Consider the following 16,316-nt stretch of genomic DNA (forward strand, 5'->3'; position numbering starts at 1 on the left):
AATTCTCAAAGTAACTTCCGGTCGCCTGAAACTGGCGATAAGTTCGAGAAATTTGCTGGAAGTTAGTTTGGGAAATTGTAAAAATCGCCTTAATTTTCGTTGTTAATTGTGAATTTTAGAGCAATAAGACTGTTTCAGCGCATGCTAAAAGAAACTTTGAATTGTTATTTTTCAAAGTAAATTCCGGTTGACATGAAGTTGCTTTGAGAAATACTCCTGGCTCTAAAACAAGAAGATGCTGTTGAATTTGTTGCTGGTAAAAGCAAGCAGTTGACAATATCCATTCCGGGGCTGCTGATTTTCGCCTGTTCTCCAATGCTTGTCAAGACGAAAGACATGTCTTGACAAGCATTGGAGAACAGGCGGTCAGCTGGCCAGTCCGGAAATGGATTAGAATGCTACAACTCCAAGTATCTGGAGCAGCTTTGTCGTCTGCACAACGTTTTCAGCAGGAACTTTGCAGATTCCTAAAATGTGGGCAGCCTCCGTACCATAGATGTGGGTAAACATTTCGTAGGCGGTTTTGCCATTAAAGACTGCCCTTTTGGTTGAATTTATGTGGGAAAAGATTATATCTACTTTTTCCTGCGTCAGATTGTCGAAGTTGGCTCCTTTCGGCAGGATGTCACGGAGGAGTGTGTGATTCTTCTCCACGCGGGGCTTTTGGCTGGAGCGCATAGGATCGCAATAAAAGAGGCGTGTTTCCCTCGTTCCGGCCGCATTCATCTCGATGCCATCTATATTGGCGAATTCTCCCCCGTTATCTGTAAGGATAAGAGAGAAACAACTGGCAAAGGGAATGCCGGCATCGGTGAATTTCTGACGGAGGGTTTGAAACTGCTCCGTTACAGCTTGGGCCGTCTTGTTGGGCAGCAGCCGGCCAAACATGAAATTGCTGTTGGTAAAGAGCATTGTAAGCAGTACCTTGCCTCCGACACGTCCAATTACAGTGTCCATCTCAACCCAGTGCGTAATATGATTTGCAGCGATATGCTGCTGGAAATCTTCATATGCGCGGCCTTTCTTTGCTCCATACGGCACATATTCAAGCTGACGGGGCTTGCGGGATCTGAATTTGACCATACGGGGAAGTTCGATCGGGCTGAAAGAGCAGTATCCTTTCTTGATATAGCGGTAAACAGTAGCCTGCGACGCCTGAATTTCCTCGGTCTGCATAATGTGGTAAATATGCTGCCCTTTCTTTATCCCTTCCCGGAGCTTCCTGTCAGTATCCCAGAAACTGGCTTTATTAAGTGCAATACCGGTTCTGGATTCTGACCTGAGGGCCTCATAATCTTTTTGGGCAGATTTGGCTCTATAGACCAGACGTTTAAGATGACAGTATGGCTTTTGCTTACAGCCATTGCAGACATAAGGCGAATGGGTGAGTTTGGGACATTCGTCGTTTAAGACACGGCCACTGTCATCGCGGCGAGTCCAGTTGTTTGCAGCCAATTCCCGATGTTTACGTACTTCCTTAGATATTGTGCTGGCATCCTTTCCAATAGTACGTGCAATTTCGGAGAAAGTAGATTGGGATTTGAGCATCGCTTCGATGGTGAGTCGGTCATCAAAGGTGAGATGTTTGTTCTTCCTTGTAGAATTGACAATGTTGCTCATAGTTAACCTCATATTCCACGAGTATTTCTCAAGTTAAATTCTACCAAATGTCAGTTCTCAAAGTAAATTCCAGAATGACCTTCAGAGCTGGAACTTACTTTGCGAAATTGCTGCTGAAAAGAATGGCCGTAGACTTTCCCCCCTTTTCGCCCCCTTGCCTGTCATGATATAATAAAATAGAAATTTATCGATTAATCGAAACTATTCACCTTTGAATAGTTTCATTTTCTTTATAGCAGAAAGAGTGTATGATCATGGATCGCAGCAGAATTAAGAGGGCCTACATGGAGCCCATGATTCCCTTTACCCTGAAAGCCCCGTTCCAGCCTACCGGAGACCAGCCGAAGGCGGTGAAGTCCCTGGTGGATGGCCTCAATGAAGGGCAATGGGCACAGGTCCTTCTGGGAGCTACGGGGACCGGTAAGACCTTTACCATGGCCAAGGTCATTGAACAGGTCCAGCGGCCGACGCTCATCATTTCGCCAAATAAAACTCTGGCAGCCCAGACAGCCAGTGAGTTTAAGGATTTTTTCCCGGATAATGCGGTGTATTACTTCGTCAGTTACTACGATTATTACCAGCCGGAATCCTATGTGCCCCAGACCGATACGTACATAGAAAAGGATTCTTCCCGGAATGAGGAAATCGATCGGCTCCGCCATTCCGCCACCATGGCCCTTTTTGAACGGCGGGATGTGATTATTGTGGCTTCCGTTTCCTGTATCTATGGATTGGGGGATCCGGAAGACTACAGCACCATGGGGTTATCCTTGCGGCCGGGAGAAGAAATCGAACGGGATAAAATCATCGAAAAACTGGTGAATATGCAGTACATGCGGAATGACATGAATTTTACGAGGGACACCTTTCGGGTGCGGGGAGATACGATTGATGTATTTCCTGCATCAGAAAACAATGTGGCTGTGCGTATAGAAATGTTTGGTGATGAGGTGGATTCCCTCACCGAATTTGACGTGCTTACCGGGGAAACGGTGGCGGAAAGAAACCATATCGGCATTTTCCCGGCTTCCCACTACGTCACCAGTTCCGATAAAATGAAGCGGGCCATCGGTTCTATTGAAGTGGAACTGGAAGGCCGGCTGAAGGAACTCCGGGACCAGGGTAAACTTCTGGAAGCCCAGCGGCTGGAGCAGCGGACGAATTACGACCTGGAAATGATGCAGGAAGTGGGGTACTGCTCAGGCATCGAAAACTACTCCCGCCATATGTCGAACCGGAAACCCGGCGAACCGCCGTACACGCTGCTGGACTATTTCCCCGATGATTTCCTCATCATGATCGATGAATCCCATGTCACAGTCCCCCAGCTACGGGCCATGTACAACGGAGACCAGTCCAGAAAGCAGACGCTGGTGGACTACGGATTCCGTCTCCCCAGTGCCCTGGATAACCGGCCCCTGACCTTTGATGAATTCACGGAACGAATCAACCAGATTATCTACGTATCCGCTACGCCGGGACCCTATGAAATGGGGGTCCAGACCAATCTGGCGGAACAGATTATTCGCCCCACAGGCCTCCTGGATCCCAGCATTGAAGTACGGCCGGTGGAAGGGCAGATGGACGATCTTCTTGGGGAAATCCATAAGCGGGTAGAAGCCCATGAACGGGTGCTTATTACTACACTCACGAAGAAAATGGCGGAGGACCTCACCGATTTCCTTACAGAAGCAGGAGTCAAGGTGCGTTATCTCCATTCCGATGTGGCCACCATTGAACGGGCAGAAATTATTCGGGACCTGCGGGCCGGCGTCTTTGACGTACTCGTGGGCATCAACCTGCTCCGGGAAGGGCTGGATATGCCGGAAGTTTCCCTGGTGGCTATCCTGGATGCGGACAAGGAAGGATTCCTCCGTTCTGAAACTTCCATGATCCAGGTCATTGGCCGGGCAGCCCGCAATGAACATGGCCATGTCATCATGTATGCAGACCGGGTGACGAAGTCCATGAAATACGCCATCGACGAGACCAACCGCCGCCGGTCCATCCAGGAAGCCTATAATAAGGAACATCACATTGTTCCCCATACCGTTCAGAAACGGGTCAAGGACCTTATTGACCTGACAAAGATTGAGGAAAAACCGGCGGATTATAAGAAGTCTGACGGCGGCAAAGAAGAAATGTCAGACGAAGAACTGTATATGCAGATGCAGCAGACCGAAAAGGACATGAAACGGGCCGCCAAGTCTTTGGAATTTGAGGAAGCTGCCATGTGGAGGGACCAGCTGGCCAAGCTGCGGCAGATGTGGACCGACCGTTACGGTTCCCGGGCCGATGCTGCCCTGAAACGGGTGAGCGCCGGGAAAAAACGGATCAATCGCCCCATGAAAAAGAGGGTGTAAAAATAGATTGAGACCGAAACCGAGGTCGAGGGGAAAGGGCTTCGCCCTGTAAATCCAGACCTGGGTCTTCAACTGCTCTGCGGCCGTGTCATGTGGCGAGGGGAAGTTGGCGCACGAATTGCATTCGCATTCATCTGGCGGTTCCCGGCGACTGCAGTTCGCTGCGCACCGGTGAACAAGCGAAGCAACGTTCACCTGTTACCGTTAGCCCCATTCATCCGATTGGGGCCCATCATTTGACAAGATCTATCAGGCATGGAGCATCCGTGCCGTTTACATATAAAAGAAAGGACAACCATGGAAAAAGGTATTGCCATCCAGGGCGCCCGTCAGAATAACCTGAAAAATATCAATCTGACCCTGCCCCGGAACAAGCTCATCGTTTTTACAGGATTATCGGGCTCAGGGAAGTCGTCCCTGGCCTTTGACACCATATATGCCGAGGGACAGCGGAAATATGTGGAATCCCTGTCTGCCTATGCCCGGCAGTTTCTGGGGCAGATGAATAAGCCCGATGTGGATAAGATTTCCGGCCTTTCTCCGGCCATTTCCATTGACCAGAAGTCCACAAGCCACAATCCCCGTTCCACCGTAGGTACGGTGACGGAAATTCACGATTACCTCCGTATGCTCTATGCCCATGCCAGCCGGGCCTTCTGCCCCCATTGCGGAAAGCCCATCAAGCGGCAGACCGTGGACCAGATTGTGGATGCCCTGATAGCGCTGGGGGATCGGACAAAACTCATGATTCTGGGCCCTGTGGCGGCACAGAAAAAGGGAACCCACAAGAAACTGCTGGAGGAACTTCGGAAGGAAGGCTATGTCCGGGTACGGGTGGATGGTACCGTTTTTCCCCTGTCCGATGACATTGAACTGGAGAAGAACAAAAAACACACCATCGAAGTGGTGGTGGACCGTATCATTATCAAGGATGGCATTGTCCGTCGGCTTACGGATTCCGTGGAAGCAGCCCTGAAACTGGGGGATGGCCTTATGGTGGCCGCTGTCATCGGGGGGAAAGACTACTTCTTCAGCACCCATTTTGCCTGCCCGGACTGTGGGATATCCCTTCCAAAACCGGAGCCCCGCATTTTTTCCTTTAATAATCCTTTTGGTGCCTGCCCGGCCTGCATGGGTCTGGGATCTTCCCTGGAAGCCGATTTCCGGCGGATTCTTCCAAATCATGAGACTCCTTTCCGTCTGGGAGCTATCAAACCCTTCCCCTATAATAAGGAAAGCTGGCTTTATAAACAGCTGGGGGCCTTCCTGAAGTCCTATGACCTTACCATGGATGCTTCCTTTAACGATCTTCCTCCGGAAGGACAGAAGGAATTCGAATACGGGGGCACCGAACTGCTCACATTCGACTATACGAACCAGGATGGCGAGACGAAGACCTATCATCGGGTCTTCGAAGGCCTGGTACCTATGACGAAGCGGCGGTATGAAGAAGCCTGGACAGACAAAATGAAGGAAACCCTGGCAAACTATCTCATTGAAAAGCCCTGCCCTGTGTGTCACGGCGCCCGGCTCTGTCCGGAAAGTCTGGCATTCAAAGTGGGTGGAAAAAATATTGCGGAGCTCTCTGACATGCCCGTATCCGAACTGCTTCCTTTCCTGGAACATCTGGAATTGACGGAAAAGGAAAAAATCATTGCGGACCAGATTCTTCGGGAAGTGAAGAGCCGTTTGACCTTCCTTTCCAATGTGGGACTGGAATACCTTACCCTGTCCCGCGGAGCTTCTACTCTTTCCGGCGGCGAGGCCCAGCGTATACGGCTGGCTACCCAGATTGGTTCCGGACTGGTGGGGGTGCTGTACATTCTGGATGAACCGTCCATCGGACTCCACCAGAGGGACAATGACAAGCTCCTGGCTACCCTGAAGGGCATGCGGGACCTTGGAAATACGCTCATTGTGGTAGAGCACGATGAAGATACTATCCGGAGTGCCGACTGGGTTGTGGATATCGGCCCCGGAGCCGGTGAAAACGGAGGGTATGTGGTGGCCCAGGGAACACCGGAGGATATTAAAAAAGTGAAAAACTCCATTACCGGTGCTTATCTTCGGGGAGAAAAATATATACCACTTCCGGAGCACCGGAGAAAAGGAAATGGTCTCTTCCTGACTATCAAAGGGGCTTCAGAACATAACCTGAAGCACATTGACGTATCATTCCCTCTGGGCGCTTTCACAGTGGTTACAGGGGAATCGGGATCCGGAAAGAGTACCCTTGTGAACGAGATTCTTTTCCAGGGACTGTCTAATATCAAAAATCATACGTCCTACGCCACAGGAAAGTACGACTCCATGGAAGGAGCGGAATATGTGGACAAGATTATTGATATAGACCAGCAGCCCATCGGCCGTACGCCGAGATCCAACCCAGCCACCTACACCGGTGTATTTAACGATATCCGGGAACTCTTCAGCCAGACTTCGGAAGCAAAGATGCGGGGGTACAAGCCTGGCCGTTTCAGCTTCAATATCAAAGGCGGCCGCTGCGAAGCCTGCCACGGAGACGGCATCATCAAAATCGAAATGCAGTTCCTCTCTGATGTGTACGTGCCCTGTGAAGTATGCCACGGCGCCCGGTATAACCGGGAAACCCTGGAGGTCCGGTATAAAGGAAAGAATATTTCCGATGTCCTCAATATGACCGTAGATGAAGCGGTACCCTTTTTCGAAAACCACCCCCGGATTCTCCGGAAACTGAAGACCCTCCAGGAAGTGGGACTGGGGTATATCCACCTGGGCCAGCCTGCCACCACCATGTCCGGCGGCGAAGCCCAGCGTGTCAAGCTGGCTACGGAACTCATGCGCCGGGGCACCGGGGATACCCTCTACATCCTCGATGAACCCACCACCGGCCTTCACAGTGAAGATATCCGGAAACTCCTTATCGTCCTCCAGAAGCTGGTGGACCAGGGAAATACGGTAGTTGTCATCGAACACAACCTGGACGTGGTGAAGGTGGCGGATCACATCATCGACCTGGGCCCGGAAGGGGGCGACAGGGGCGGTGAAGTGGTGGCCACCGGCACGCCGGAGGATATCTGCAAGGCAGCCCGCTCCTACACCGGCCAGTATCTGAAGCCCGTCATCGAACGGACCAGGGAAGTCATGGAGGCCCATAAGAATGATTGATGTCAATGATAAGATCCGGGCCAAGGTGGAAGCCCTGCCGGACTCTCCCGGCGTGTATCGCTGGAAGGATAAAGATGGGCGGATTATCTATGTGGGAAAGGCCAAAAACCTGAAAAACCGGGTGCGCTCCTATGTCCGGGAAGATAAGAACCGGTCACCGAAAGTGTCAGCAATGATCCGCCACGCCGATGACCTGGACATTACCATGACCGCCACGGAAATGGAAGCCCTCATCCTGGAATGCAACCTGATCAAAGAAATCCATCCGAAGTACAATATTTCTCTCCGGGATGACAAATCCTACCCCTATGTGAAAATCACTACCTACGACGAATGGCCGAGAATTTTTGTGACGAGGAATATCCGTCACGATGATGGCGCCAAGTATTTCGGCCCCTTCACCGATGTAGGGAGCCTTCGCACTACACTGTCCCTCCTCCGCCGGTTTTATCCCATTCGCAGCTGCCGTTCCATGAAGGTGTCCCGACCCTGCCTGCAGTACCATCTCCATCTCTGCTGCGCCCCCTGTGCCGGTCTTTGCTCGAAGGAAGAGTACCAGGGATATGTGAAAACGGTGTGTGACCTTTTTGAAGGAAAGAACACAGGCCTTGTACAGGAACTGAAGAAGAAAATGGAAGAGGCCTCGGAGGCCATGGAATTCGAAAAAGCCGCTAAATATCGGGACCAGGTCCGGGCTATTGAGTCCGTGCAGCAGCGGCAGAATATCGTGGCCAACGAAGGAGACTTTGATGTGGTAGGTCTTGCCAGGGACGGCAGCCATGCGGGGCTGGAAGTTTTCTATATCCGCTATGGCCGCATGGTGGGGAAGGAAAACTTCAGCATCCCTGAAAGTGAAAGCGAGACGGACGAAGAAATCATTACCGCATTTATCCGCGATTTCTACGGAGGGAATCCCACCGCCATTCCAAAGGAAATCATACTGCCTCTCCTGCCATCGGACTGTGAACTCATTTCCTCCTGGATGACAAAACTCAAAGGCAGTGAAGTCACTATACAGGTTCCCCAGCGGGGTTTCAAACGGCGTCTGAAGGATATGGCCATGGCCAATGCCGCCAAGTACCTGTCCGACAAGAAACTGCAGTGGGAGTATCAGGATGCCCGGGAGCAGGGAGCTGTGAAGAAACTGAAAGATCTCCTTCACCTGCCGAGGCTGCCGGAGAGAATGGAATGCTTTGATATTTCCCATAACCAGGGCGCTGAGACCACGGGCTCCATGGTGGTCTTTGAACATGGACGGCCCGCGAAGAGGGAGTACAGGAAATTCAAGCTCCGAACTACCCAGGGCCATGCGGACGATTTCAAATCCATGGCGGAGGTCATGACCCGCCGCTATGGCAACGAAAAAGACTGGCCTGCGCCGGACCTCATCGTCCTTGATGGGGGACTGGGACAACTCCATGCAGCGCTTCCCGCCATCCGCAGCGCCGGCTGCGATGCGCCGGTCATCGGCCTGGCCAAGAGAATCGAAGAAATCTACGTGGAAGGTTCTGAAGATCCCATCATCCTGGACCACCATGAACCGGCGCTCCAGCTACTCCAGTTTATCCGAGATGAAGCCCATCGATTCGTTATTACCTATCACCGGCAGTGGACAAATAAGAGAAACACCGAGTCCATACTGGATCACATCGAAGGGATTGGCCCCAACAGGAGAAATGCCTTGTGGCATGCATTCCGTTCCATGGATGAAATGAAAAAGGCTTCGGTGGAAGAACTGTCCCAGGTGCCCGGCATGAATAGAAGGGCCGCGGAGTCGGTGTACCGGTTCTTCCGTATGAGAAAAGACGAGAAGCAGATGGTCATTAATGGAGTAAAAGAAGAATAGGGGCCTGCGTCCCCGGGCTCTGTTCTGCGGATAAGGCAGCATGTTGTATTTATGTCTGGCTGAATCGAATAAAAGGTTCGTAAGGGTTGTGGGTCGGGCAGCGCTGCGCTGGCCCGACCGGGTTGTAGATTGGCATCGCTGACGCTCGCCAATCGGGTTGGGGCGCTTTGCTTAAAAGGAAGGGGACAGTATATAGCGCGGCCAAAGGCCGCTTAAGCCCAATGGCGGTGAAGCCACAACCCGGTGAACGAGCGAAGCGCAGTTCACCCACAACCTTTAGCCCCATATATACGTAAGAGGAGATAAGCGGTGTATCAAATTCCTGGCAGTAAGGCCCGCTCTTACCCGCTCTTACCTGCACTTTTTCCTGTCAAGCATTTTTGAAAATGTCCCGAGAATTGTCATTTAATAGCCCCGCAATAGTGGGGCTATTTTGAGTGGTTAGGCCAGTATGTTACTAAAATATGTTACGCGATGCAAGTTCTTCTGGATCTTGTCTGGAATGATGCGGTCTTGTAAGGACGTAATGACGGAAAGATGCCTGCTTCCATGGGTGACTCATCGGTGGAATCCAGTGTTTCTGAGGCTTTGGTTTGGTATAGTCAGCATCAAGCTCAGGAGATTTCTTCTGGCGCAAAGGGATGGCTTCCAGCGCGTAGATACTGGTATCGTTAACACTGCAGTAGAGTTCGCCGTTGAAAGCCCGTATGACTAGTACTTTGGTTCCGCTGGCATAATGCACCTGATGGCCTTCTGAATCAAGCATACGATAGTACTGACGCTGGAAACGGATGCAGTGGCCTCTGTCTACCGTACGGCCTGTAAGTACAGCCAGTATCAGGTTGATCCTCTCATCTGACGGTTGCGTCACAAAAGCTGATTTGGTACTATTGGGGGGAAGTGCAAACTTCGCATTGAATTCTTTTAGGTAGGACTTGAGGAATTCATTGGCGTCTGCAATAGTCGTGATGCCTGCCTGTCTCAGCTCAATCGGCAGGCGCGACTGCAGCGTCTCATTGAGCCGCTCAACCCGGCCTTTGGCCTGTGGTACGCTGCTTGACTCAAGGTGTATCCCCAGTTGCCTGCAAGCGTAACCGAACTGCGTATAGGTATCCTCGTCGATGGACGGGGATCCTTTTTGTTTGTAAATGAACACAGTGCGTTTATCCGTGAAGATTTCCACAGGGATTCCGTAATCTTTGAGAGTCTGCCAGAGGACATGGTAATAGCCGTTCAGGGTCTCCTGGGTGTCAAAATAGCCGCCAGTCACGATGCCAGTAGCATCATCAATGAAGAGGTGGAGATGCCAGATCTTCCCGGGGACCCATTCATATGGAGTGGCATCACCCTGCAGCTGTTCCCCAAAGTAAGCATGCCGTGGACGCCGGCTGTGGGCATCTTCAGCAGCCACAAGATTGACTTGTATTTCCATCTGCTTTTTTCTGGATTTCGTGTTGCTTTTCATTGCTTCCAATTTCCTCCTGATCCGTTTTCTTTTGGCCCGTGTAGCCTTAGGAGAGAGAATAAAGGCTGCCTCAAGAATGGAGGCTACAGAGGAAACAGAGACATGGATATTCTCATGTCTGTCCAGAAGTTCGGTAAAGTGGGTAAAATTGGCGCCATAGTACTCATTCTGGTAAAGAGCCACAATTTTTTCTCTGAGTGAGGCTGGAAGTGTTGTTACGGGTTGTCTACCCCTGTTCCCGTGGACAAATGCTGCTTTACCTTCCTGACGATAGCGCAGGATTAACCGGTTCACGGTGCGGACAGTGCACCCCAGCCGGACTGCTGCTGCAAGCTTGTTGCCATCTGGATGAGCAACAAGAGATTTGATTGTTTCATATTTGAACTGCTCGTCCATCGTTAATTCAACCTTTCTGATAAAAATTCCTCCCATCACTTGCGTTAAGATTGTGATGAGATTATACCATGACTGGGACATTTTCATTTGTGGTTACTTGAGACAATATCACTTGTGGTTCATACTTACCCGCTCTTACCTGCACTTTTTCCTTGACAAAAATCCATTCTCTTCGTATAATGATGAAGTTGATAATTTTATCTACCCAGCTTGGCGTACCCAAAAGTACACGAAAGCAATCAAGCGGCATTACGGCCGATAGGTAAGGAGGTGCTAAGAATGCCGGTTCCGAAGACAAAAAGTTCTAGATCCCGTCGCGACAAGAGACGTGCAAATTGGAAGCTGACTGTTCCGGGTCTCGTGGAATGCCCACAGTGCCATGCACTGAAAAAACCTCATCATGTATGCCCTGTATGCGGTTACTATAAAGGCAAGCAGATCGTCAGCAAGACTGTTGAAGAATAATGAGAACGAGAAAACGTTTCCTGAGAGGGAAGCGTTTTTTTGTTGGATTAGAGGATTCGGCGAACTACGGGCCTGCGGGCCGGATGATGAGTGGCATACGAACAGGTGGGGCATCCAGCTGCTAACTTGCAGGCTTTCAGGAAAGCTGGCCAGCCGGTGGCACTTTTATCTGTTTCTACCGGCTAACCCCAGCCATCCCGGAAAAAGGGCCTGCTGCAGAGTCATTTTAACTTTTTAGGTCAGAGGCTCTGGAATTCCATCTGCGGATTTGCTGCTGGCTGCCTCAATCTCGGTCTCGACCTGCATCTCACCAGTGCCACCGGTCAGGACTCTTTCTTCATATCCCGTTCACTTCTCGGTGGTATCTCCCCTTGAAGTATGCTATAATTATCGCAAGTTCATAGCAAAAATTCATAGTTCCCATTATTCAGGATGGTTTGTATAGCAGGTAGAAAAGTAGGGAATTTTGGATATTTGCTAAATAAAAAAAGGGAGGAACAGTAGAATGGCAGGAAGTAAATGGAAGAAGATTCTGGCCGCCGGTGTGTGCGGCCTTTTGGCGGCAGGCCTTTTCGCAGGCTGCGGCAGCAGTCAGGGCGGCTCCGCCAGCGGTAAGATGAAGGTAGGGGTTGTGCAGATCGTGCAGCACCCGGCTCTGGATGAGGCCAACAAGGGCTTCGTGGACGCCCTGGATGAAGCCGGTCTGAAAGATAAGGTAGAAATCGACCAGCAGAATGCCCAGGGGGACCAGTCCAACCTGAAAGCCATTGCTAACCGCTATGTGTCCGGCAATTATAATCTGGTCTGTGCAATCTCTACACCCGCAGCCCAGGCTATGGCCAATGCTACCGATAGGATTCCGATCATCTGCACCGCTATTTCCGATTTTGAAAATGCAAAGCTCATGAAGTCGGAAAAGGCGCCGGATAGCAATGTCACCGGTACCAATGATCGGGGACCCATTGAGAAGCAGGTGAAGCTGATCAAGGAAATCCAGCCGAATGTAAAAAAGGTTGGCATCATTTACAATTCCAGTGAAATCAATTCGGTGGTCCAGGCCAAGCACCTGAAAGAGAACTGCCAGCCCCTGGGCATCGATGTGGTGGAACTCACAGTGAATTCTGTGAACGATGTGCAGCAGGTGGCGGAAGGTTTTCTGGGAGGCAAGGTAGATGCTATCTACGTGCCTACGGATAACATCATCGCTTCCTCTATCCCCACACTCATGGCGGTGGCCAATAAGGAAAAAATTCCGGTCTACGGTGCTGAAGTGGGCCATGTAAAGAATGGGGTTCTTGCTTCTGAATCTATCAGCTTCTACGATATCGGCCACCGGGCCGGCGAGATGGCTGCAGAGATTCTCAAGGGAAATAAAACGGTCAAAGATTTCCCTGTAGAAGGGGCAGGTAAGTCCAAGCTTTATATCAATAAGAATGAAATGGAAACTCTGGGAATCAAGATTCCCCAGGATGTGCTTGACAGGGCAGAAATGATCTGACAGGCGAGTGGGGTAAAAGAGTAACTTCCGATTTTCCGGAAGTTACTCTTTCTCTATGAATTCTCATTTGCAAGTGGAAAGGTTTGTGTCGTTGTGGCTTCTAAACTGAAACAGCTCTGGTGGTTAATGCTTATTTTTGCGGTCTGTAATGTGGTGATGGCTGTGCTCCTGTACCAGTCTTCCCCTTCGGAACCGGAGACCGCTGATGTGGTACCTGTTCCACCTAAGAATATTTATACCGTAGGTATTCTTCAGTCCGATGACCTGGCGGAACAGGATAAAATGACTGCCGGTGTCCTGGCGGCCCTGGAAGCAGAAGGGTATAAGGACAAGGTGAAAGTGGAAGTGGTCAAAGCCAATGGCAACGACAGGAAACTGGAAGAAACGGCCAAAAAGTTCGTAAGAAACAAGAAGGACCTCATTATTGCCGTAGGAACCGATTCCGCCAAAGAAACGGCGAAGGTGACAAAAGCCATCCCTGTAGTAGGCGTAGGGGTGATGAACTTCAAAAAAGACAAGGCCTTTGAAGACCATCGGAACTTTACCGGCGTCATGGATAATCCGCCGGTACTGAACCAGATTGGCATAGCAAGGCGATCCTTCTCCATCAGCAAACTGGGATTCCTCTATAACCCTAAAAACGAAGCATCCCTGCTGCAGCTAGATATTCTCCGGGATGTGGCACAGCGGAAAGGTATCCATCTCTACGAAGTAGCCTTCAATCCTGATAAAGTGGCAGGCCCCCAGATTGAAAAACTGGTGGGCCATGTGACCGCTCTTTACGTGCCGGAAGATCCGGACGTGCTTTCCCATTTCGACGAAATCGTCAAGATGATGAACGGCGCAGGCATTCCGATTATCGGGGAGCAGTCTGAAATGGTACGGAAAGGGGCAGTTCTTTCTGTATCTCCCAGTTATTACCGCATGGGATTCTCCGGCGGACGGATTGCGGCAAAACTGCTGCAGGGAGAGCTGATTCCTGCAGACATTCCCATTGTTCGTCAGTCGGACCCGGATATTGTGGTGAACATGAAAGAAATCAATCTTCTCAATATCCCACTCCCCGGAGATCTCTGGCAGCGGGCACGGAAACTGTATCTCTACGATGGACAGCCCGCAAGGCCATGACACCGTAGCAGAAGAAGTATGGAAGAATAGAATCTGAATCGTATAGAAGAAGGGAAATGAAATGGTAGATCTGGCAATTTCTACGGTTGCCCAGGGACTCATGTGGTCCATTCTGGCAATCGGCGTATTTCTTTCATTCCGGGTACTGGACGTACCGGATATGACCTGTGAAGGAAGTTTTCCACTGGGTGGTGCTATCGCAGCATCTCTTATCGCTTCCGGATCCTCCCCCTGGGTGGCCATTGTGGCTGGTGCCATTGGGGGCCTTGTGGCAGGAACGGTGACGGGCATCCTGTATACAAAGTTGAAGATTCCCGCTATTCTGGCGGGGATTCTCACCATGATTGCCCTCTATTCCATTAACCTTCACATCATGGGGAAGGCCAATATTTCCCTCCTTCGGGTAGATACCGTATTTACCACTACTGCCCACGTGCTCCACGTGAGCCAGTCTGTGGCTGCCTTCATCGTGCCGGCGGTGCTGATGATTATTATTTCTGCCTTCATTTACTGGTTCTTCGGTACAGAACTGGGCATGTGCATCCGGGCCACCGGCTTCAATCCCCAAATGGTCCGGGCCCAGGGCGTTAATACGGACACCATGATCATCATGGGCCTTTTCATCTCCAATGCCCTCATCGGTCTCTGCGGCGCTGTGGTAGCGCAGAATAATGGCTTCGCCGACGTAGGCATGGGCATCGGCACCATCGTCATCGGCCTGGCTTCCGTCATCATCGGCGAAGTCATTCTGGGAGCCGACAGCTTCTCCGCTTCCCTCCTGGCAGTGGTGGTGGGGTCCATCATTTACCGCGTGGTCATCGCCGTGGTTCTCTACCTTGGCATGCCGCCGAACGACCTGAAACTGTTCACCGCCATCCTCGTCATGCTCGCCCTGGCAGCGCCCATGGTGAAGGGCAAGATTAATATCGGAAAGGCGGGCTGATTATGCTTAAAGTCACAGACATCAGCAAAACATTCTTCAAGGGCACCACCAATGAAAAAAAGGCCCTGAACCACCTTTCCCTCACATTGAACGATGGGGATTTCTGCACCGTCATTGGAAGTAACGGGGCAGGGAAGAGTACCCTTCTGAATTCCATCGCCGGCGCCTATATTCCCGACAGCGGCACCATTGAAATCAACGGCACCGACGTGACGAAGGTGAGCGAATACAAAAGAGCGAAATACATCGGCCGGGTTTTCCAGGACCCCCTGAAGGGAACCGCTGCAGGCATGCAGGTAGAAGAAAACCTGATCATCGCTTCCCGCCGCGGCGAAAGCCGCCGCCTCCGCTGGGCCTTCTCCGGCGGGGACCATGAAAAATTCCGGGAAATGGTGGCCCGGCTGGATCTGGGCCTCGAAGACCGGCTCACCACAAGAATCGGCCTCCTCTCCGGCGGCCAGCGGCAGGCACTGACACTCCTCATGGCTACCCTGAAAAAACCGGACATCCTTCTCCTCGATGAACCGACGGCAGCCCTGGACCCGAAGACCGCATCAAAAGTGCTGAAAATTACAGACGAAATCGTCCACGAACAGCACCTGACCACCCTCATGATTACCCATAATATGCGGGATGCCCTGAAATACGGCAACCGCCTCATTATGATGAACAGCGGCACCATCATTGCCGACTACTCACCGGAAGAAAAGCAGAAACTCACCATCGACGACCTGCTGAAGAAATTCGAAGAAAACTCCGGCGCCATGAGCGACCGGGTACTGCTGGGGTGAGTGGCATAAAAAAAGCTGGGAGAAACTCGGTTTCTCCCAGCTTTTTTCGAGTGTGCCCAGCATGGGCGCACTCTTAAGGGTGAAAGTCCCTAGACCGCCCGACAGCGGGAAGGTCATAGCCGAACACCAAGGGTGTCCATCGTGAGGTGGAATCTGAAGGAAGGTGCAGGCAAATCTCCGGTCCGATGTACAAGAACCACATAAGGCTACGGCAGGATGGACAAGGTTGCTCGACAAACTGAAATCCCATAGCTGTACGGAATCCTGCAGAGTACATGTGGCGGATATATGGAGAGAAAGAGTGCGTTCTTACCTGGGGAGGTCTCACGGACACAGCAGAATAAGGCTGTATTTACTGGGCTGTGCTGTGGTTGAAATAAGATTTGCCGTGAGAAGTCAGCAGAGGCCATAGTACCAGATGGCTCATAGGCATCTGGGAAGGGCCGAACTTTAGGAGATGTTAGTCAATGAAAGTAACCAACCATGGGCTTAAAGGCAGACAACTTCAGAAAGAAGACTACTGGCAGAAAGCAGCTGCGGAACAGCAAGGATATGCCGGAGTGCCCATCCATGTGAGGATTGCTGAACACAACAACATCATCGCAGACTTGCATAAGCAGGAATGCGAAAACTAAAGAACCGCCGTATACCGAA

At 51.1% G+C, this 16,316-nt stretch carries 11 protein-coding genes; 9 read left to right on the forward strand and 2 right to left on the reverse strand.

All coding sequences use genetic code 11. From position 1 onward, the window contains the following. Positions 1-390: 390 nt before the first annotated feature. Positions 391-1,620 carry an IS30 family transposase gene (locus ACFWUL_RS03835; protein WP_416177577.1) on the reverse strand — a complete coding sequence of 410 codons (1,230 nt, stop codon included), beginning with the start codon at positions 1,618-1,620 and terminating at the stop codon, positions 391-393. Positions 1,621-1,874: 254 nt separating this feature from the next. Between ACFWUL_RS03835 and uvrB the strand changes: the two genes are divergently transcribed. The 3 genes from uvrB to uvrC all read left to right on the forward strand — a co-directional run bounded on the left by uvrB (position 1,875) and on the right by uvrC (position 8,976). Next, positions 1,875-3,983, forward strand: a complete 2,109-nt coding sequence (gene uvrB, locus ACFWUL_RS03840) for an excinuclease ABC subunit UvrB (RefSeq protein WP_416177857.1) — start codon at positions 1,875-1,877, stop codon at positions 3,981-3,983. Between the two features lie 297 nt (positions 3,984-4,280). Continuing rightward, complete coding sequence (gene uvrA / locus ACFWUL_RS03845) at positions 4,281-7,130, forward strand: excinuclease ABC subunit UvrA (protein WP_416177858.1); 2,850 nt, start codon at positions 4,281-4,283, stop codon at positions 7,128-7,130. Continuing rightward, complete coding sequence (gene uvrC / locus ACFWUL_RS03850) at positions 7,123-8,976, forward strand: excinuclease ABC subunit UvrC (protein WP_416177859.1); 1,854 nt, start codon at positions 7,123-7,125, stop codon at positions 8,974-8,976. Before uvrA ends, uvrC begins: the two co-directional genes overlap by 8 nt. A gap of 457 nt (positions 8,977-9,433) precedes the next feature. Here uvrC and ACFWUL_RS03855 read toward each other — a convergent pair whose 3' ends face one another. Next, a complete protein-coding gene (locus ACFWUL_RS03855; RefSeq protein WP_416176844.1) occupies positions 9,434-10,924 on the reverse strand; it encodes an ISNCY family transposase in 1,491 nt (496 codons plus the stop codon). A gap of 192 nt (positions 10,925-11,116) precedes the next feature. Between ACFWUL_RS03855 and rpmF the strand changes: the two genes are divergently transcribed. The 6 genes from rpmF (at position 11,117) to ACFWUL_RS03885 (ending at position 16,297) form a co-directional block, all read left to right on the forward strand. After that, positions 11,117-11,302 (forward strand): 50S ribosomal protein L32, encoded by a 186-nt coding sequence (rpmF, locus tag ACFWUL_RS03860; RefSeq protein WP_296097854.1) that lies wholly within the window; start codon positions 11,117-11,119, stop codon positions 11,300-11,302. A 505-nt stretch (positions 11,303-11,807) separates the two neighbouring features. Beyond that, on the forward strand, positions 11,808-12,800 hold the full coding sequence (locus ACFWUL_RS03865; protein WP_416177860.1) for an ABC transporter substrate-binding protein: 993 nt from the start codon (positions 11,808-11,810) through the stop codon (positions 12,798-12,800). 93 nt (positions 12,801-12,893) lie between these two features. After that, on the forward strand, positions 12,894-13,928 hold the full coding sequence (locus ACFWUL_RS03870; RefSeq protein WP_297020822.1) for an ABC transporter substrate-binding protein: 1,035 nt from the start codon (positions 12,894-12,896) through the stop codon (positions 13,926-13,928). 61 nt (positions 13,929-13,989) lie between these two features. Then, on the forward strand, positions 13,990-14,871 hold the full coding sequence (locus ACFWUL_RS03875; protein WP_416177861.1) for an ABC transporter permease: 882 nt from the start codon (positions 13,990-13,992) through the stop codon (positions 14,869-14,871). A 2-nt stretch (positions 14,872-14,873) separates the two neighbouring features. Further along, positions 14,874-15,662 carry an ABC transporter ATP-binding protein gene (locus ACFWUL_RS03880; RefSeq protein WP_416177862.1) on the forward strand — a complete coding sequence of 263 codons (789 nt, stop codon included), beginning with the start codon at positions 14,874-14,876 and terminating at the stop codon, positions 15,660-15,662. Positions 15,663-16,129: 467 nt separating this feature from the next. After that, positions 16,130-16,297, forward strand: a complete 168-nt coding sequence (locus tag ACFWUL_RS03885) for a hypothetical protein (RefSeq protein ID WP_273317580.1) — start codon at positions 16,130-16,132, stop codon at positions 16,295-16,297. The last annotated feature ends 19 nt before the right edge of the window (positions 16,298-16,316 follow it).

The organism is Dialister sp., from assembly GCF_047832375.1.
In the GTDB taxonomy this organism is placed as follows: domain Bacteria; phylum Bacillota; class Negativicutes; order Veillonellales; family Dialisteraceae; genus Dialister.